This window comes from Pseudomonadota bacterium (assembly GCA_018823135.1).
GTDB lineage: Bacteria > Desulfobacterota > Desulfobulbia > Desulfobulbales > CALZHT01 > JAHJJF01.
The window spans coordinates 22494-41617 of the sequence record JAHJJF010000031.1 but is presented as its reverse complement, the minus strand read 5'-3'; the positions used below and the strand labels follow the sequence as shown (position 1 = coordinate 41617).

At 49.0% G+C, this 19124-nt stretch carries 20 protein-coding genes; 5 read left to right on the top strand and 15 right to left on the bottom strand.

The annotated features are described in order from the left end of the window. Positions 1 to 32 precede the first annotated feature (32 nt). The 8 genes from flhB to KKE17_02615 are packed head-to-tail and all read right to left on the bottom strand — an operon-like array spanning position 33 to position 5692. On the bottom strand, positions 33 to 1103 hold the full coding sequence (flhB, locus tag KKE17_02650; GenBank protein ID MBU1708881.1) for a flagellar biosynthesis protein FlhB: 1071 nt from the start codon (positions 1101 to 1103) through the stop codon (positions 33 to 35). Between the two features lie 3 nt (positions 1104 to 1106). Continuing rightward, positions 1107 to 1898 carry a flagellar biosynthetic protein FliR gene (gene fliR / locus KKE17_02645; GenBank protein ID MBU1708880.1) on the bottom strand — a complete coding sequence of 264 codons (792 nt, stop codon included), beginning with the start codon at positions 1896 to 1898 and terminating at the stop codon, positions 1107 to 1109. A 29-nt stretch (positions 1899 to 1927) separates the two neighbouring features. Continuing rightward, a complete protein-coding gene (gene fliQ / locus KKE17_02640) occupies positions 1928 to 2197 on the bottom strand; it encodes a flagellar biosynthesis protein FliQ (protein ID MBU1708879.1) in 270 nt (89 codons plus the stop codon). A gap of 2 nt (positions 2198 to 2199) precedes the next feature. After that, complete coding sequence (gene fliP / locus KKE17_02635) at positions 2200 to 3036, bottom strand: flagellar type III secretion system pore protein FliP (GenBank protein ID MBU1708878.1); 837 nt, start codon at positions 3034 to 3036, stop codon at positions 2200 to 2202. Continuing rightward, positions 3029 to 3637, bottom strand: coding sequence for a flagellar biosynthetic protein FliO (fliO, locus tag KKE17_02630; GenBank protein ID MBU1708877.1), 609 nt, complete (start codon positions 3635 to 3637; stop codon positions 3029 to 3031). The genes fliP and fliO overlap by 8 nt, the downstream gene beginning before the upstream one ends. A 7-nt stretch (positions 3638 to 3644) precedes the next feature. Further along, entirely contained in the window at positions 3645 to 4082 is a 438-nt protein-coding gene (gene fliN, locus KKE17_02625; protein MBU1708876.1) for a flagellar motor switch protein FliN, read from the bottom strand. 54 nt (positions 4083 to 4136) lie between these two features. Further along, a complete protein-coding gene (gene fliM / locus KKE17_02620) occupies positions 4137 to 5132 on the bottom strand; it encodes a flagellar motor switch protein FliM (GenBank protein MBU1708875.1) in 996 nt (331 codons plus the stop codon). A gap of 50 nt (positions 5133 to 5182) precedes the next feature. Continuing rightward, positions 5183 to 5692, bottom strand: a complete 510-nt coding sequence (locus KKE17_02615) for a flagellar basal body-associated FliL family protein (GenBank protein ID MBU1708874.1) — start codon at positions 5690 to 5692, stop codon at positions 5183 to 5185. A 578-nt stretch (positions 5693 to 6270) separates the two neighbouring features. Here KKE17_02615 and KKE17_02610 point away from each other — a divergent pair. The 5 genes from KKE17_02610 to KKE17_02590 all read left to right on the top strand — a co-directional run bounded on the left by KKE17_02610 (position 6271) and on the right by KKE17_02590 (position 12807). Continuing rightward, positions 6271 to 8184, top strand: coding sequence for an aconitate hydratase (locus KKE17_02610; GenBank protein MBU1708873.1), 1914 nt, complete (start codon positions 6271 to 6273; stop codon positions 8182 to 8184). Between the two features lie 368 nt (positions 8185 to 8552). After that, positions 8553 to 9482, top strand: a complete 930-nt coding sequence (locus tag KKE17_02605) for a DUF362 domain-containing protein (protein MBU1708872.1) — start codon at positions 8553 to 8555, stop codon at positions 9480 to 9482. A gap of 236 nt (positions 9483 to 9718) precedes the next feature. Then, positions 9719 to 10471 (top strand): enoyl-[acyl-carrier-protein] reductase FabL, encoded by a 753-nt coding sequence (fabL, locus tag KKE17_02600; protein ID MBU1708871.1) that lies wholly within the window; start codon positions 9719 to 9721, stop codon positions 10469 to 10471. A 179-nt stretch (positions 10472 to 10650) separates the two neighbouring features. Next, a complete protein-coding gene (maf, locus tag KKE17_02595) occupies positions 10651 to 11259 on the top strand; it encodes a septum formation protein Maf (GenBank protein ID MBU1708870.1) in 609 nt (202 codons plus the stop codon). 294 nt (positions 11260 to 11553) lie between these two features. Beyond that, positions 11554 to 12807, top strand: coding sequence for an HDOD domain-containing protein (locus KKE17_02590; protein MBU1708869.1), 1254 nt, complete (start codon positions 11554 to 11556; stop codon positions 12805 to 12807). A 223-nt stretch (positions 12808 to 13030) separates the two neighbouring features. Here KKE17_02590 and glyS read toward each other — a convergent pair whose 3' ends face one another. The 7 genes from glyS to moaC form a co-directional block, all read right to left on the bottom strand. Beyond that, on the bottom strand, positions 13031 to 15106 hold the full coding sequence (gene glyS / locus KKE17_02585) for a glycine--tRNA ligase subunit beta (protein ID MBU1708868.1): 2076 nt from the start codon (positions 15104 to 15106) through the stop codon (positions 13031 to 13033). Between the two features lie 197 nt (positions 15107 to 15303). Next, complete coding sequence (locus KKE17_02580; protein MBU1708867.1) at positions 15304 to 15855, bottom strand: CatB-related O-acetyltransferase; 552 nt, start codon at positions 15853 to 15855, stop codon at positions 15304 to 15306. A gap of 85 nt (positions 15856 to 15940) precedes the next feature. After that, positions 15941 to 16696, bottom strand: a complete 756-nt coding sequence (locus KKE17_02575; protein MBU1708866.1) for a GTP cyclohydrolase I FolE2 — start codon at positions 16694 to 16696, stop codon at positions 15941 to 15943. Between the two features lie 50 nt (positions 16697 to 16746). Next, positions 16747 to 17100, bottom strand: a complete 354-nt coding sequence (locus tag KKE17_02570) for a response regulator (protein MBU1708865.1) — start codon at positions 17098 to 17100, stop codon at positions 16747 to 16749. 93 nt (positions 17101 to 17193) lie between these two features. After that, on the bottom strand, positions 17194 to 18198 hold the full coding sequence (gene galT / locus KKE17_02565; protein MBU1708864.1) for a galactose-1-phosphate uridylyltransferase: 1005 nt from the start codon (positions 18196 to 18198) through the stop codon (positions 17194 to 17196). A gap of 12 nt (positions 18199 to 18210) precedes the next feature. Beyond that, positions 18211 to 18573, bottom strand: a complete 363-nt coding sequence (dksA, locus tag KKE17_02560) for an RNA polymerase-binding protein DksA (protein MBU1708863.1) — start codon at positions 18571 to 18573, stop codon at positions 18211 to 18213. A gap of 26 nt (positions 18574 to 18599) precedes the next feature. Then, entirely contained in the window at positions 18600 to 19103 is a 504-nt protein-coding gene (gene moaC, locus KKE17_02555) for a cyclic pyranopterin monophosphate synthase MoaC (protein ID MBU1708862.1), read from the bottom strand. Positions 19104 to 19124: the final 21 nt, after the last annotated feature.

Sequence of the window (19124 nt, the reverse complement as noted above, 5' to 3'; positions counted from 1 at the left end):
AGTTTCCTGTGTCTGCTGTCCAGGACTGCTGGTTATGCAGATTTCCTCTTAAGGTTGTATACGTATGCAAGAATCTCAGCTACCGCGTGGAAAAGGTTCTCCGGGACGGTTTCATTCAGGTCAGTGGTCTTGTAAAGAGCCCTGGCCAGCGGTTTGTCTTCAATGATGGGAATACCGTTTTCCTGGGCGATTTCCCTGATCCGGAAGGCGATGACCCCGGCACCTTTGGCAACCACCATGGGCGCGGTCATGGTTAAAACGTTGTATTTAAGGGCAACGGACAAATGGGTCGGGTTGGTGATCACCACGTCTGCGGTGGGAACTTCCTGCATCATTCTCCGTCTGGCCATTTCCATCTGAATTGCGCGGATGCGCCCCTTGACATAAGGATCACCCTCGGTCTGTTTGGCTTCCTCTTTGATTTCCTGTTTGGTCATTTTCATTTTTTCCATGAAATGCCATCTCTGGAAGGCGTAATCAGCAGCGGCAAGCACGGCAATGGCAAGCGCCGATTTCAGGAAAATCCAGAAGGATGTCCTGGCCATGAATAGCAGAATCTGCAAAGGTTCCTGGTCCATGAGCGGCACGATTGCCGGCTGCGCTTTCTTGATTTCCGTATAGGCGACGTAGCCGATGAGCAGGAGCTTGGCAATGCTTTTCACGGTCTGCGCCACCATCTGTTTTGAAAACAGGTTGGAGATTCCCTTGATCGGGTCGATTTTCTCAAGCTTTGGCGTGATTTTTTCAGTAGTGAACAGAAAGCCGATCTGCGCATAATTGGCAAGCAACGCCACAACCACGATGACGATCATCAGCGGCAGCATGACCATGCCGGAAAATATCAGGCTTTGTTTGAGGAGTCCGGTCATATTTCCAGGGATAATGTTTATGCTGTGGAGGTTGCCAAGATAATGTCGCATTATTATATAACAGCGCTCGAGCATGTAATTGCCGGTGAGATAAAAGGTCAGAAGGCTTGCAAGGAGGACCGCCGCCGAGGGCACTTCCTGGCTTTTCGCAACATCACCCTTTTTCCGTGCCTCTGAAAGACGCCTGGAGGTGGGTTCTTCGGTTTTTTCCTGGCCTGATGATTCTTCAGCCATGATTTAGCCTCCCATACCCATGGCCAGTTTCGGCAGCAACCGGCCCAGCATGTCGAAGTTTGTGATTAACAGTGGCATGAGATATCCCAGCGACAGCCCGACAAATATAAAACCGATGGCAATGTTCATCGGCATGCCGACTATCAGGATGGGTATCTGCGGAACGGTTTTGGCGATAACTCCCATTGCCACATGGGAGAAGAAGACCGCCGCACTTGCAGGGGCCATGATCTTTACCGCCAGGACAAACATGTGTGATGCGCCTTGCATCATTCCGTCAAAGGTTGCCTGAGAGAGCTGGAAATTACCGGGCGCAACCCAGGTAAAGCTCTCCACCAGGGTCTTGAAGAAAATGTGATGGCCGTTAACCCCAAGGAAGATCAGGATGGCGATGATCCCCCAGAAAGAGCCGACAATTGAAACCTGTTCACCGAACTGCGGGTCCATGACCCCGGCCATTCCCATTCCCATCTGGATGCCGACCATCTGGCCTGCGGTTTCAACACCGGCAAAGATAAAACGTGCAAAGAGTGATAGAATCGCACCGAATCCCACTTCGTAGATAATGAAGAGTGTAAATGCCAATCCCGAGGTGGGCAGCAGGGAGGGATCTGCATTAACCACCGGCGCCAGGGTAAGAGCAGTAACCAGCGAAAGCAAGGCCTTGACCGGGGCGGGGACGCTTCGGGAGCCCATCACCGGCATGAGGAAAATGATCGTCCCCACCCGGGTGAGGATAATGACGACGCTCAAAATCTGCTGCAGCGTCCAGTTGAGTAATGCGGTTTCGACCATAGTCTTGTTTTTCCTCTAGCTTGCCGTGGTCATCTGATAAGTGCCGGCAGGCTGATGATCAGGTCTTGAGTATAATCAACGATTTTGGTCATCATCCATGATGAAAAGAACAGCAAGGTCATCATCACCGCGAAGATTTTCGGAACAAAGGTCAGGGTCATTTCCTGGATCTGGGTTGTTGCCTGAAACAATGCAATGATAATGCCGACAACCATTCCGACGATCAGCAGCGGCGCGGAAAGCAGTATGGTAATGACAATTGCGTTCTGGGCCAGGGTTACGACTTCAGTAGGATCCATTGTTACACCCCAAAGCTTTTTACAAGTGAGCCGACAACCAGATACCAGCCGTCAACCAGGACAAACAGAAGTAATTTGAACGGTAACGAAACCATGATCGGCGGCAGCATCATCATACCCATGGAAAGCAGCACACTGGAGACGACCATATCAATAATCAGAAAGGGCAGAAACAGGACAAAGCCGATCTGAAAGGCGGTTTTGAGTTCGCTGATCATGAATGCCGGGATCAGGACTACGGTTGAGATATCATCCTTGTTCTGCGGTTTTGCTTCTTTTGCCAGTGAAAGGAATAGGGCAAGATCCTTTTCCCTGGTCTGTGAAAACATGAAGGTCCGCAGGGGGAGGATGCTCGCTTTGAGGGCGTCTTCGGCATTGATCTCTTCATTCATGTAAGGCTGGATCGCCGTTGTGTTCATCTGGCGGAAAACCGGCATCATAATGAACAGGGTGAGGAATAATGCAAGTCCGACCATAACCTGGTTCGGCGGCATCTGCTGGGTTCCCATGGCATGCTTCAGAAAGGAAAAGGTTACAATGAGGCGGGTGAAGCAGGTCATCATCAGGAGAATTGCCGGCGCCATTGACAATACGGTGAAGAGCAGCAGGATCTCGATGAGCACCGCAACCTGTTGCGGGCTTTTGGCTTCCTCAAGACCGATCTGCAAAGTCGGCAGGGTCACGGCGTCGCAGATTGCCGGGAAGAGGCCACCGGCCAGAATACTTGCGGCGGCAGCAAAAAAGAACGGCGGGATCGGTGTGATTTTTTCTGCATCCCTATGCCCGGGGGCAAAATCCTGTCGAGTCGCCAGTGTATTGTTTGTCAATGCGTCAGTCATTGTCGTGGGTGCTCTTTTCTTTTCCGCCCTTGGCTTTGTTGAAGATTGCGGCAAAGGATGAGGTGATTGATGGATTGACGCTGTGGTCCTTTTTCATGTGTGACAAAACATCAGTGTTTTCAAGTTTTGATAACAGGTTGATCTGCTGGTCGGTGATGCCCACCAGGATGAATTCGTTGGCAACCTCAAGAACTGCCACGAATTTTTTCGGGGCGATCATCCGTGTGTCAAGAACGCTTATCAGGGAGCTAGATTTGATCCGGTTGCCGCTTAATCCGAGTTTTTTAATAAATGAAACGAGCAGGAGCATAAGACCGATCACCAGAACCAGAGAGCCAACGACCTTCAGTAATGCGGTTACCAGTGAGGTGGTTTCCTTGAATTCTTTTAATTCCTTTGCCGGAGTCAGTGCCGACACTTCTTCGGTCTGCGCCACCGGAGAAGTGTTTTCTTCGGTATTTGCAAGGGCAGGCATTGTAACCAATGATCCGATCAGCAGAAGACTGACAAGCAAAGAGAGAGCATAAAGATAAATCCTTGCTGCGGATCCCCTGTGGTGCCTCAATTGCTGTGTCTCAACTGTCTTGGTTATGGGTTTCATTTACTGGTTATCCTATGTTTTTGATACGGTCTGCCTGGCTGATAATCTCTGTAATCCTTACTCCGAAACGCTCGTTAACCACGACCACCTCGCCTTTCCCGAGAAGCTTGCGGTTTACATAGATCTCAACCGGCTCGCCTGCCGCCTTTTCCAGCTCGACAACAGAGCCTTGTGTAAGCTGCAGCATTTTATTGATGATCATGTTTGTCTGGCCGAGTTCAACCGTTACCGAGAGTGGAATGTCCAGCAGAAAGTTGAGATTTTGAGATCCCGCCGCTGAAGTGGTTCCTGTGCCCAGTTCCTGAAAGGGAGCGGGTTGCAATCCATCGTTATCGGGTCCCTGCTCACTCAGGGCCGCCGCCCAGTCGTCATCAGATGCGGAATTATTACCTGATGACGCACCCGGTGTTTTTGCCATGTTTTTATCTAAGGGTTTGTCTGCCATAATCGTATCTCCTGATGATAATGTTTTGTTGCTGTGCAGTCTTACTGCCAGTGGTTATTCCTTGCTTCCTTTAAGGGGCGGGGCTTTGCGTTTGACCAGGAAAGCCTTGTTGCCCCGGTGTATGCCTGGTGTGCCTAAGAATTTCTGTACACCTGCGACATATCCCGGCAGCAGATCGTCTTTCCTCTGGTCCAGCTGCAGGATATCGCCAACGCCCAGCTCCATTACGTCTCCGGCCGTCACCGTGGCGCTTCCCAGTTCCACCTTCATTTGCACGTCAAAGTGCTTGATATTATCAATGAGGATCTGTTGGGTGATAATGTCTTCCTCGCTTTTTTCTCTCTGGAATGTGGAGAAGAGTTTATGTTTGACGGATTCCAGATTGGACAGGGGAATGCAGGTAGCGATGCTGCCGATGGGCCGGTCCATGTCCACTTCATAGCGGTTGATGATAACCACATTTTCCGGCTCACATATTTTTGCAAACTGGGGATTGATCTCACTCCTGACATATTTGACTTTGATCGGATGGATAGAGTTCCAGGCTTTTTCCATGTCGGCGAGCAGGGCAGTTACGACGCGAAGGATGAGGCGTTGCTCGATGGGGGTGAAGTCGCGGCCTTCGATTCTGACGTTTCTGGTGCCGGTGCCCCCCAGGAAGTTTTCCACCAGGGTAAAGACCAGTTTGGGTTCCATTACCAGGAGGGCATGGCCCCGGAACGGATCCATCTTGAAGATCTGCAGACTGCTGGGTACCGGCAGGGTTCGAACAAAGGCGCCGAATCGTTCCAGTTCAAGGGGTACTGAAGTGATGTCGATGATCTTGCGAAGGGTGTTTGAAAGAGAACTCCGGATCAGCCGCAGAAAGGCATCGTTAATCGCCTCCATTGCCGGCATTCTGACTTGGACGATTCGTTCCTGCCTGGTGAAATCATAGGGGGTGTAATCCAGATGTTCCGCTTCTGTCGGTTCCTCCGGTTCTTCTATGTCTCCACCGGAAATACCTTTTAATAAGGCATCTACTTCGTCCTGGCTGAGAATCTGTTCCATTGTTTTTTGGCCTTTTACTGTAAGTGTGATGCTTCTTGGGCGCGGTTGTTTTATTGGACTACGAACTCGGTGAAATAGATATTTTTCACCCTGTCCGGTTTGAGGGTCTGGCTGAAACGTTCCAGGAGTTCGTCCCTGATCCGGGTTTTTCCTTCCGGGGTCATGACCTCTTCAAAAGAGAGACTGGTGAGCATCATGATCACCGTATCCCGTAATTTCGGATCGGCCTTGGTGGTTCGTTCCGCAGCCTCGGGATTTTCCAGCTCGATTTCGATCTTGACCTTCAGATATCGTTTGCCGCGCGGATCAGCAAGATTAACCGTAAACGGCTGCAAGGTGACGATTTCACCGATAACCGCATTCTTTGCGGTTTTTTCGACCACCATATCGTCTTCTGTTGCCACCGGCGGTGGCGGTGCCAGGAACTGTTTGTAACCAAAAAAACCGCCGACTCCGAGAACCAGGGCTCCGAGTCCGGCGATTATCAGCAATTTCACCTTTGAAGTTTTCTTTGCTCCTGCCTCATTTTCAGCCGCTGCATTTTCAGGCTCGTCAACCATGGCTTGTTCCTTTTATCATTTTATAGTGTAGGGTGTTGTATCACAATAAAGCCCTTTCCCGATCAGGTTAAAGGCAAGTTGCATGCCAATTATTGTGTTTCGTGAGCGCAAGCAATATAACTTGTTGTTATTTAATGGTGTTTTTTTTATTGCGAGTCAGTTTTTTAGCCTGCCGGGTCCTCTGTTTCCAGGATTAAAGTCACATTTTTGACCCCTTATGATGAATAAGCGTCAATAAATATGATGGCGCTCAAAGTCGGGTTGACTGGATGCAGATTTTCATGGAAAACAGCGATACCAATAAGATTTCTGAAAGCCCCGCGTCAGGCGAAGAAGAGCCTGGCCGGGCAGGAACAAATTATGTACAACTGTTGCAGTTTATGGTAAATAATGCCCGTTCATAAAAGTCCTTTTTCCCCGATTTTTGGCGTCTGGTTCAAAAAAATAATCTATTGAAGAAAAAGCTTTATTTATGGGCAGACTGAACAGCTTTCTTGCAACGGCAACAAAATGAAACAAATGAATCTGCTGTCTGTTTGCAACGTATTGTAACATAATTTCTAACAGGAGTTTTTATAATGGGAAAAACAGTTACAGAAAAGATACTGGCGGCGCATCTTGTTGAAGGCGAAATGGTCAAAGGCCGCGAGATCGGCATCCGTATCGACCAGACCCTGACCCAGGATGCCACCGGAACCATGGCATACCTGGAGTTTGAGGCCATCGGCATTCCAAGAGTGAAAACTGAACTGTCGGTCTCCTATGTGGACCACAATCTTGTTCAGTCTGATTTCAGAAATGCCGACGACCATCTCTTTCTGCAGTCCATAGCACGGAAATACGGACTGTTTTTTTCACCTCCGGGAAACGGTATTTCCCATCAGATCCACCTTGAGCGTTTCGGTCTTCCCGGCAAAACTCTGCTGGGTTCCGATAGCCACACTCCCACCGGCGGCGGTTTAGGGATGCTGGCAATCGGTGCCGGCGGCCTTGATGTTGCAATGGCCATGGCCGGAAAGCCGTTTTATCTGGTTATGCCAAAAGTGTACGGCATAAAACTCATCGGCAGGTTCAACCCCTGGGTTTCCGCCCGTGACGTCCTCCTGGAAATACTCCGGCAGCTTTCGGTCAAAGGCGGCGTCGGTTATATCATGGAGTATTTCGGGCCGGGTGTAAAGGAGTTGTCGGTGACCGACCGGGCCTCCATAACCAATTTCGGCGCTGAACTCGGGGCCACCACCTCGGTTTTTCCGTCCGATGAAAATACCCGGCAGTTTCTTGCAAGCCAGGGACGTGAAGCTCAATGGAAGGAAATTGTTGCGGACCCGGACGCCCAATACGATGCGATTATCGAGATTGATATGGACGAACTCGAACCACTTATTGCCTGCCCCTCATCTCCGGATAACGTCGTCAAGGTCCGGGAAGTTGCCGGCAAACCCGTGTCGCAGGTTCTGGTCGGCTCGTGCTCCAATTCCTCCTTGCGCGACCTCATGGTTGTAGCCAAGACCTTGGAAAATCATCAAATCAGCACGGATGTGAGTTTTGAGATAAATCCCGGCAGCAGGCAGGTGCTTGAAAATCTCATTGCCGGCAATGATATGCTGTCTCTGGTCAAGGCCGGTGCCAGGGTGCATCAGGCCGGATGCCTGGGCTGTATCGGCATGGGCCAGGCCCCTTCCACCGGCACCATCTCCTTAAGGACGTTCCCGAGGAATTTTCCGGGAAGAAGCGGTACGAAAAATGATCAGGTCTATCTCTGCAGTCCGGAAGTGGCAGTAGCCTCGGCGATTAACGGCAGAATTACCGATCCCCGTGATCTTGGCGATTACCCGGACTTCAGTCTTCCTGAAAAATACCTGCCTGGCGATCAGCGAATAGAGTTTCCTCGACCGGCAGACGAAAAAAATGAAATAATCCGCGGACCGAATATCGCACCTTTTCCGGAATTCGAGGCGATTCCCGAAACCCTGAAAGGGACGGTGCTGCTGAAAGTCGAAGATAATATTACCACCGATCACATCATGCCGGCGGGCGCAAAGATCCTGCCGCTGCGCAGCAATATTCCGGCTATCAGTGAATATGTTTTTGCATCGGTTGATGAAACCTTTCATCAGCGCGCCAGGGCGGCAAGCAACAGCATGATCGTCGGCGGCGACAATTACGGGCAGGGGTCATCTCGGGAGCATGCGGCGCTGGCACCAAGATATCTCGGTGTCCGGGTTAAATTTGTAAAAAGTTTTGCAAGAATCCATAAGGCGAATCTGATCAATTTCGGGATTCTTCCTTTGACCTTTCAAGATTCTGTTGATTACGATTCCATCACTCAGGGAGATGAGTATGTTATTGATGATTTGCGGCAGGCCCTTGAAAGCGGCTCGGAAACAGTAACCGTTGTGATAGCCGGAAAGCCCTTTCAGGCGGTTTTCGACCTTTCGCCCCGGCACCGTGAGATTCTGCTTGCCGGCAGCCTTTTGAATTGGGCCAGATAGGAATCGGGCAGCGCTGATTTTTTTACTGACAGTGACAAGTTGACAGACCCGTAAAAAGTTTTTGCGGCAAAAGGTCCACCAAACAAAATCAACATGATACAAGGCCATAACTCGATGAAATCAATCTTTTTGAAGTCTCATGCCATTGGCTATCTGTGATTTCATCACAAGTTGACAGACTCGTAAAAACTATTTTTTTTCACGCAAAGACGCTAAGTGCGCAAAGTTGTTTCTTTTAATAACAAAGAGTTGTCTTTGTGATCTTTGCGTGATGTTTTGACTTTTTACTCGATACTATTAACTCGTCACTATTCACTTCCCGGCTCGAAGTCTAGATAATCTCGCATACCTACGGGGTCAATCCACAATTGAAAATACAGGGAAATGAAGTCTGTCTGCTGAACTGCAAGTCCTATGATCGGCAGAAAATAAAAGAGGCCATGGATCGTATCTGTGTTCAATGCGGTGTGCGGGTGGCAAACGGCGTTCGGGTTCTGCTGAAGCCCAATCTCGTCTCTGCAAAGGGGCATGATGGGATTGCCTGCACCCATCCGGAGTTTGTCGCCGCCGCCGCTGAATGGTTCATTGATCATGGAGCTGTGGTTTCTATCGGCGATTCCCCGGCGTTTGGTTCCGGGAAAAAGGTTATGGATATCCTGGGCATCACGGAATCCCTCGCCGGCCTGCCGGTCAAGTTTGCCGATTTCACAAAAATTCGGAAGATGAAACTCTCTGGAGGCACGGTGGTCGGGGTGGCAGCAGATGCTTTTGACTGCGATTTCCTGGCGAATCTGCCGAAGCTCAAGACCCATGTGCAACTCCTGGTGAGCTTTGCGGTGAAAAATTATTTCGGCACAGTGGTTGGGTTTCGAAAACCCTGGATTCATGGAAAATATGGGGATGTCGGCAATAAATTCGAGGAAATCCTGGTGGATCTGCTGGATGAGCTTCCTGCCGGAATTTCTTTGATTGACGGTATCCAGGCCCTGCATGAAAAAGGGCCGATCAAGGGCAAATCATTTCCTCTGGGCTTGATCGGCGGGGCGATTAATCCCGTTGCGCTGGATACGGCGCTTCTTGATTTATTCGGCATCAAAGAGAGCCGAAGTCCGCTCTGGAAGGAGTGTGCCAGACGTGAGCATCCTGGGAGCTATATAGGGGAGCTGATTTTTCCATTAAAAACCCCAGGGGATTTCTGTGCTGAAAAGTTTAAAGTTCCAGCCCGTTTGAGCCGGATAAGTTTTAATCCCATGAGGCTTGTACACGGCAGTATTAAACGGATTTTTACAAAGTTGTAAAATAACAGGCCGCATTCAATCACTAACCTCGCCGCGACCGCTGTGGTTGTCATCGACCCCTCAGCGGATTAATTGGACGAGTTTCCGGACTCGTCCTGGGCACCTCGTTATCTCTTTGAATGCAATAATGTACGTTTTCGGCATCGTGATTTCTTTACAAGCAAGCCGGAAATGAATATCGTTGGAAGACAACAATTTTAGAAAATAGAATCAATGGGCAGGAGAAAATAATTATTATGTTTAATCTTCAAGGAAAAGTCGCACTGGTAACCGGGAGCTCCAGAGGTATCGGCAAGGCAATTGCGTTGAGATTTGCTGAAAACGGCGTGAATATGGTGGTCAATTATATCAGGCATCGCCGGGACGCCGAGGAAACCGCAGCACTGATAGAAGAAAGAGGCGCACGATGTCTGGTGGTCAAGGCCAATGTTGCAAACGACGAGGATGTCGCCTCGATGTTTGAATTGATCGATAAAGAATACGGCAGACTTGACTTTCTTGTGAGTAACGCTGCTTCAGGAGTTTTGAAGCCGGTTCTTGAATTGACCAGCAGGCACTGGAACTGGGCAATGGATATCAACGCACGGGCCCTTCTCACCCTGGCTCAACATGCGGTGCCATTGATGCGGGACGGCGGCAAGATAATGGCGGTGTCCAGTCTCGGTTCGGTGCGGGCGGTTGAAAATTACACGGCGGTGGGTGCGTCAAAGGCCGCACTTGAGTCGCTGGTCAGGCACCTGGCTGTTGAACTCGGACCCATAGGCATTAAGGTGAATACGATCAGTGCCGGTGCAGTGGACACGGAAGCGCTGAAAAAATTTCCCAACCGTACGCAAATCCTTGATACCGCACTTGCAAGGACACCCCTTGGTGTTTTGACTACTCCGGAAGATGTTGCCGATGTCGCGTTGTTTCTCTGCAGCGATCTGGCAAAAATGATTCACGGCCAGACCATTGTGGTTGACGGCGGATATTCAATCAGGGCGTAACTATTCAGGGCGATAGGCTGTAGGTAATCAGGCTGAAGGTTTCAGGAAATCAACGGCCGAGAGAGCCTTGGGCTTGTTTGCTTCGATCTGGCGCAAATACCGACCTCAAAAAACTAACAGCCTTCAGCCTGCAGTCTAATGACCTGTGCAGTAATTTCTGAAAGGATCCTAAATTGGCTATTTCTCCGAGCGGTGTATTTACAGTAAAGGGCCGTCTGATTCTGGCATCCGCTTCCCCGAGGCGAAGGCGATTTCTGGATGAACTGGGACTTGCCTTTGATATAGGGATCCCGGCAATAGATGAATCACCGATTAAGGGAGAGCTGCCTGAGGATTTTGTTCAGCGGATGTCCCGCGAAAAAGCTCTGTGCCTCGCTGCTACCAATCCCGAATCCTGGGTGCTCGGGGCTGACACCATTGTTGTGCATGACAAAGAGATTCTCGGAAAACCCGAAGGCGCCGACCAGGCCGTATCAATGCTTCAGCGCCTCTCCGGTTCCGGGCATGATGTCTGGACGGGATTCTGTCTGTGCCGGGGAAAAACTGAATCATTGATCTGCCAGGCGGTGTGCACAAAAGTTCAGTTTATTGCTGCAGCAGATGATATTATCCGCTCCTATGTGAAAACCGGAGAACCACTGGATAAGGCAGGAGCCTATGGTATTCAGGGGCTGGGAGGTTTTCTCGTCAAAAAAATCGTTGGCTCATACAGTAATGTGGTGGGCCTCCCCATGGCCGAGGTTGTGTCGGAGATGTTGAGCCATGGAGTGATTGAACCAAAGACCTGATCCGGATTATTTTTTTATTAGTAATTCTTATTGGAACTTGCTACCATCAGTTACATCCCAACGATTACGTTCAGGGATTCAGCAATTCCCCATCGACTTATCAGTGGCGGATATTCTAACCGTAAACCAACAGGACGAGTTTATTCCTGCTGAGGGATTTACAGGTTATTTTGGGGAATATTCGCTTTTGCTGATATTGTCGAGTATGTTCTCATGGAGTTATAAAAAAGAGCCGACAACTGTAATAATTATCACTTCAAAATGATTCAGGATCTTAACGCCAAACTTTGATAAATGCCTCCTTCAAAAGCGACAGCCGATAACAACAATATCTTTATTGCCCGACAGCCCATATTCCGTAAAAACCAGAAGGTCTACGGATATGAACTGCTTTTCAGGAAAGGGCTTGCGAATTTTTTTGATCCTGCTCAGGATGGCGACCAGGCAAGCTCAAGCGTTCTTACAAACAGTTTTCTTTTGATCGGCATCAGCGAGCTCACCGAAGGCAAAAAGGCGTTTATCAACTTCAGTGATGTTATGCTGGTCAAGGAGTTTCCCTCTCTTTTCCCCAAAGAATATACCGTCATCGAAGTGCTGGAAACTACGATGGCCACTCCTGAAGTGATTGATGCCTGCCGGATTTTAAGGAATAAAGGGTATATGATTGCCCTTGATGATTTTTCCTATCGTGAGGAGCTTATCCCGCTTCTGGCTCTGGCGGATATTGTCAAGTTCGATGTTCGCATGCTGAGCATGGATGAGTTGCGTCGCCAGATTGAGATCGTCTCCCGGTACAACGTAAGGCTCCTTGCGGAAAAGGTCGAGGATTTTGATGAATATGAGGCCCTGAAGGCAATGGGCTTTGATCTGTTCCAGGGGTATTTTTTTCAGAAACCAAAAATAGTAGCGGGCAGGGACATTCCGGGTTCAAAGCTGCAGTATTTGCAGGTTCTCAGGCAGCTTCAGGATGAAAACTATAATTTTGACAAGATTGCAGAGCTTATTTCCCGGGATGTTTCGCTTTCCTATAAACTCCTGAAATACGTCAATTCCGCATATTTCGGCCTTCGCCGGGAAATCCAATCGCTGCAGAGCGCCGTGGCAATGGTTGGAGAAATTGATCTCAAAAAATGGCTCAATCTGGTCATGCTCTCCTATCTTGCCGAAGAAAAACCGGTTGAGTTGTTGAAGTCTTCAATTCTCAGGGCGGAGTTCTGTAACATTCTCGGGCAGCGTTTTGGCGCAGGGAAAAAAGAAAAGGAAAAGTTCTATACGGTGGGGATGTTTTCGCTTCTGGACGCCCTTCTTGATAAATCCATGGCTTTCATCCTTGAAGGGCTGTCGCTTTCGGAAGACATCAATGATGCGTTACTCGGCAAAAGACCCAGCAAGCTCATGGCAAGTCTCTATCTCGCTAAGGCCTATGAAAGCGGCGCATGGAAAACCGCAGTACAACTTGCGAAAAAACTCGAAGTGCCTCAGGAAGATCTGCCGGTAATGTTCAGCCGGGCGTTGGCTAACGTCAAGAGCTTTGATTTTATGGAGTAACGGCGATTAAACGGCTGTGAGGGATCTGTGTGAACAGAGGTGTTCCGTTTAATCCTGAAACACCTTCGGTGCAGGCGTGATGCAAGCCCCGAAAGCAGGCCATGTTTGCCTTGCCCGCATTTTCTGGAACATCCCGGGATAATTCAGCAGGATTGATCCCTTTTATTGCTTCTGGTGCCTTGCTTAAAGCGGGGGAGAGGATTTATTGTCTGGTTCTGAAATATCAACTTTTTACGGAATACATTTTTGAAAAATTACCGATCTTGAGAAAGAGCTCGGCAATTGATGTTAAAAGTGCCAGCCGGTTTTCCCGTAATTCCACATCATCGACCATTACCATTACACCATCGAAGAAGCTGTCCACCGGGTCTTTCATCGACAGAATTTCCTTCATTGCCTCTTTATATTTTTGCTGCGCAATAAGGGGTTCTGCTTTTGCTTTTGTTTTTTGAAATGCGGTATAGAGGGCTTTTTCCCCGGCTTCCGTTAAGAGATCCTGGTTGACCGAAGTATTTTGATTTTCCTTGATGATGTTCACAACCCGTTTGAAAGCGCCTGCGAGGATCGTAAAGGTTTCTTCGGAGCTGACATCGGCTAACGCCCTGGTTCTTAAAGAACAGTCCACCGGATCATCGAATGAGACGGAAGTCGCGGCTTCAAGAGCTTCCGGAACCACGCCGCGGGATACATGATCATTGATATACCGGCCTTTGATAAACTGCATGATGTTCTGTTTGGCCTTGTCCGGATTTTCTGTCAGTTTGTCGCCATATAGAATGAAAGCCTCATTAATCAGCCAGTCTAAAGAGAGACTGATCTGATGTTTTTCTAAGATGTTGAGCAATCCCAGAGCCTGTCTTCTCAGCCCAAAAGGATCGGTTGTGCCGGTGGGAGTCCGGCCAATGCCGAAACAGCCGGCGATTGTATCAATGCGGTCGGCAATGCCCACCAGAGCGCTGATTATCCCTGTGGGGAGCTCGCCGCCAGCCCTGACCGGGAGGTAATGTTCATGGATTGCCGTGGCAACCTCTGCAGGTTCTTTGTCAAGGATGGCATAGGCTTTCCCCATGATTCCCTGCAATGAGGGGAATTCATTGACCATGGAAGTGAGCAGATCGGTTTTTGCAAGCAGGGCAGCCCTGATTGCCAGATCGATTTGATCCGGCGCGATCTTTTCTGCAAGCTTTTGGGCAAGCCGGGTCAGCCGCTGGGTTTTTTCATAAAGGGTGCCGAGTTTTGCCTGAAAGATGATTCCCGAAAGGTCGTTGACCCGGTCTGCAAGGGTTCGGTGCTGGTCCGCTTTGAAGAAGAACATCGCATCTTCGAGTCGTGCTCTCAATACGCGTTGATGGCCTTCGGCCGCAACAGTTGCGTTTTTTACTTTGGTGTTGTTGACCGCGATGAAATGGGGCAGAAGAGCGCCGTTGGCATCGGTAACCGCAAAATATTTCTGATGTTCCCGCATGGAGGTGATGAGTACTTCCCTGGGAAGTTCGAGGAATTTCCGGTCAAATGAGCCGCAGATGGCATTTGGCTCTTCAACAAGATTTGTCACCGTATCCACCAGCTCATCGTCTTCGAGAATCCGGCCATTGGCCGTTTCGGCTGCACGGGTAATTTCTGCGAGCACCCTTTTTTTTCTTTCCACGGGGGATACAATGACATGGGCGCAGCGCAACGCGTCAACGTATCCGGCGTAATCGGTGACAGCGAATGCCTCCGGCGCCATAAACCGGTGCCCTCTGGTGGTGTTGCCGCTTGTAAGTCTTTCAATGGTAAAGGGAACAATCTCACCGTTATACACGGCAGTGATCCACTGAATCGGCCTTGCGAAGCTGGTTGTTCCCGTGCCCCAGCGCATTGATTTAGGAAAGTTTATTTCCCCAATGATTTCAGGAAGCAGGGTGGAGAGAATTTCCCGGGCGTCCTTGCCGTTCTTTTCCAGGGCGAGCATTACATATTCACCCTTGGGAGTTGTGATAACCTGCAGCTGTTTCACATCGACATTATTTGATTGTGCAAAACCGAGAGCGGCTCTGGTGGGGTTGTTGTCCGCATCAAAAGCCGCCTTTTTCGGGGGGCCGAGAATTTCTTCCTTTCTGTCCGGCTGTTTATCTGAAAGTCCGGTTACGTTGAGTGCAAAACGTCTCGGAGTGGCTGCGCCGTCAATGGTTTCATATGCAAGGGAAAGGGTGACAAGTTTTTTCCCAAGCAGGGTTTTGAGATCATTTAAGGCGGGGAGAATGAAGCCTGCCGGGATTTCTTCGGTGCCGATTTCAAATACAAGTTCGTTCTTCATCTGTCTGGTCAGCTAACCCTTAAATTTGATTATTGATCTGCGGTTGATTCAAAACGCCCACTATTACATGCGTAAAAGGATAGCTCAAGGGTAATTTGTCAGTGGCTTTGTAAAAAAGGGCGATTTTCTGTGTTGCGAGAGTGCAGCAATGTCCGGGCCAGTTCCAGTTGACGCGATTAAAAGTCGAGAAGTCTTTTTCATTCAGCAAAGGCTAGAAAGTTTTCGATGTCATTATTGAGCAGCAGGGGAAGCGCTTCTTTAATTCTGGAATCGCTCCAACCCCACCACTTAACAACCAGGAAACGTTGTATTGTTTTGTCATCAAATCTTCGTTTAACGACTATTGCAGGATTTCCTGCAACAACTGCATAAGCGGGGACGTCTTTTGTGACCACCGCTCGTGCTCCAATTACCGCTCCGTCACCTATTGTTACGCCGGACATGATAAGGGACTCCGCCCCAAGCCACACATCATTACCGATGAGGACGTCCCCTTTGGTTTTGGGATGGCCAAACAAGTTTTTCGCTTCTGCCCAAAATGAATTAAATGGAAATGTTGTAACCCAATCAAGCCGGTGCTCGCCGCCGAGGAATATTTGAACACCAGGGGCGATGGAAGTAAAAGACCCAACCTTCAAGGTAGCACCCTCTCCCCATGAATGAACTTGCAGGTGACCATAAGTTTCTCGACCAAATTCATACTGAGGGTAACGTTCTTGCAGGGATTTTTTTCTTTTTTTAAATATCATTTTTTAACCATTAGGGATGCTTTTATCTTTTGGCGCATTGAACAATTTAAGGCGGTCCGACAAGCGGGTGCGAGGCTGTAACCAGTTAGTTTTGAGTTGTTTCAGGCCATTCAAGCGATGCAAAAGTGCTGAAACCTTCTGATAAATTTTCAACCAGGACAGAAAACCATTTGATATCCGGATGAGTTTTCAGTTTGTTGCCCAGGGACTTGGTCAGCGCTTCCACGGTCAGGGAAGAGTTTGCTTCATCATCTCGCGGGTCCTCGGGTTTGGCCAAATGATAAGAAGTAACTTCCTCAACCATCTGGATCAGGTCTTCAATCCAGAAAAAATGTTTGAACTGCAGACTGATGTCGGCAATACCCCAGTTGCCGAGGGACCGTGGTAAACCATGATATGTCTGGGAAGGCAGGGGCGGTGAGATGGGCACCTTGACATTCAGGGTCAGATTATCCTTATCGGTGAGCGACCCGTGCATTCTGCAGATGTATTTTGCCATTTCCGACGAGTTGGGGTGGGGGAATTTTTTTTTCAGGAAATAGGGGAATTCAATTTCCATATGCGCCGCCTCGGCCTGAAGTTTCGCCTTCATTTCTTCCAGGATGCGGTGGAAACTCTGGATATTTATATCGCCATGGAAACGGTTGAGTATTTCAATAAATCTGCTCATGTGAGTACCCTTGAAATGATGGGGCAGGCTCACGTACATGTTGACCTTGGCAATGGTCTTCTGGTGTCTTTCAGCCTTGTCAAGGACGGTTATGGGGTAGGAAATGTCCTTGACTCCGACCTTTTTGATGTTGATGCGACGATGGTCGGGCTGGCTCTGGATGTCCTTCATGGCTGGGATTTCTCGGCAGGGCTCACTGGGTTTGGCAAAACTGTCGTGGATCAGGAAAGAAGACGTTTCACCGCAGCTTTCAACTCGTCGAGGTTGGAAGATTTGACAATGTAATCGTCAGATGCCCATGAAGCCAGGTCCTGTTTGAACTCCTGATACGCAGAGCTTAAGATCACCGGGAGATCGGGGTTGATCCCTTTTATTTTACGCAAGGCGTCGATGCCGTTCATGCCAGGCATGTTTATATCGAGGATGATAATGTCAGGAGAGAAAATATTAAGTTTTTCTATGCCCTCTTCTGCGGAAAGCGCCGAATGCACTTCATAGCCCTCTTCTTCAAATTCTTCCCGATAAAGAAGATGGATGCTGTCTTCGTCATCTATGAGCAGGATCTTGTTTTTCATCCGAGTACCCCATGAGGTGTCAGGTTGGTATGTTTTTGGTTCAAAGCGCAAAGGTGAAAACAAAAAGGATGAACTCCGCAGATTAATTTCAAATTACTCCTGGATTTCAGCGTCTTTCAGATATTTTGCAGCTTCCTCGGGCGGGACCGGATTGATATAAAAACCCGAGCCCCACTCAAAGCCTGCAATCATTGTTAATTTAGGCATTATTTCAAAATGCCAGTGGAAATGTTCCAGGGGGGGTGATCTCAGAGGAGCTGTGTGCAGAACAAAATTATAAGGAACATTTGGGATGCATTTATTCAGGCGCAGCATGCTTTCTGAAAAAATTTCAGAAAGGGCTTTAAATGATGCATCACTCTGCGTTACGTAGGATGATGAATGCTCTTTGGGCAGGACCCACATTTCAAAGGGCGAACGCGGTGCCCATGGTGTCATGCAAATAAAATAATCGTTCTGGCAGACGACCCTTACATCCTGGTTGACTTCCTGGCGGATGATGTCGCAGAAAATGCATCGTTCCTTATAGCTATAATAGGAATGGCTGCCGTCAAGCTCCGAGACGATCATTCTGGGAAGGATCGGCAGGGCGATGAGTTGCGAATGCGAATGTTCAAGGGATGCGCCGGCTGCGCCGCCGTAATTCTTGAAGATCATCACATATCGAAAACGAGGATCATGGCTTAAATCAACCAGCCGGTCGCGAAAGGCCAGAAAGACCTTGATCATTCTTGCCGGAGGTATGTGGGTGAAGGATTCAAGGTGATTGGGGGTTTCAATTACGACCTCATGGGCACCGATGCCGTTCATCTTGTCATATAGCCCGTCGCCTTGTTTGCCGATGTCTCCCTCAATAATCAGGGCCGGGTATTTATTGGGAACAACCCGTAAATCCCAGCCGGGGCGGTTGGGCATATAGCCATGCTGTCCGTAACTCAAGACTTCCGGCGGGGTGGTGTTTTCATTGCCAGGACAAAGAGGGCAAAAGCCGTTTTTGGTTTCGTCCTTGGTAATAATGAAATCAGTTGGTCGTTTGCCCCGTTCGGTGGAAATAATTATCCAGCGGCCGATTACCGGGTCTTTGCGGAGTTCAGGCATTATTCTCGCCGTTTAACCTTTTTGTGCTTTTTCGTAATTTTCCTGCTTGGTTTTGCATTCAATGCATAGACCTGTGACAGGTCTTGCTTCAAGGCGTTTGATGGATATGTCATCGCCGCATTCGTCACAGATGCCGTAAGATCCCTCATCAATTCGCTCAATAGCGCTTTTGATTTTGGAGAGAAGCTTTCTTTCGCGATCGCGGATGCGGAGTTCAAAGCTTCGGTCTGATTCAGCTGATGCTCGGTCCGTGGGATCAGGATAGTTGTCATTATGATCCGTCATATCGTGTATGGTTTTTTCAGCTTCATCCAGGAGGTCTTTGCTCATGTCCTGAAGCTTGGTTTTGAAATGATCGAGTTGTTTTTTGTCCATATTGGTCGTTCTCCCTCTTTCCTGTTCTATCTCATGGTGGAGCCCGTTCCGGCCCGCCTGTATGATCCGCTTTTTCCTCCGGTTTTCGTAAGAAGCCGGATATTTTCTATTATCATGCCCTTGTCCACCGCCTTGCACATATCATAAATTGTCAAAGCAGCTATTGCAACAGCGGTCAGGGCTTCCATTTCAACGCCGGTTTTGCCGTTTACTGCAACACTTGCAAAAATATCAATTTTTCTGGCTGAATCAATGTATTCAAAGTTGACCTCAGCCTTGGTTATCGCCAGGGGATGAGCAAGTGGGATCAGGCTGTCAACTTTTTTTGCCGCCATGATGGCCGCAAGCCGCGCCGTTCCTAAAACATCACCCTTGGCAATGCCGCCTTCTTTGACCAGTCGATACGTTTCGGCAGACATGATAATCGATCCAGCTGCCTCCGCTTCCCGAAAAGTATCCGCCTTGGAGCCGATATCAACCATCCGGGCATTGCCTTGCGCATCAAAGTGGGTCAGTTCGGCATCAGCCATTAAATCTCCGTCAGTCAGTGC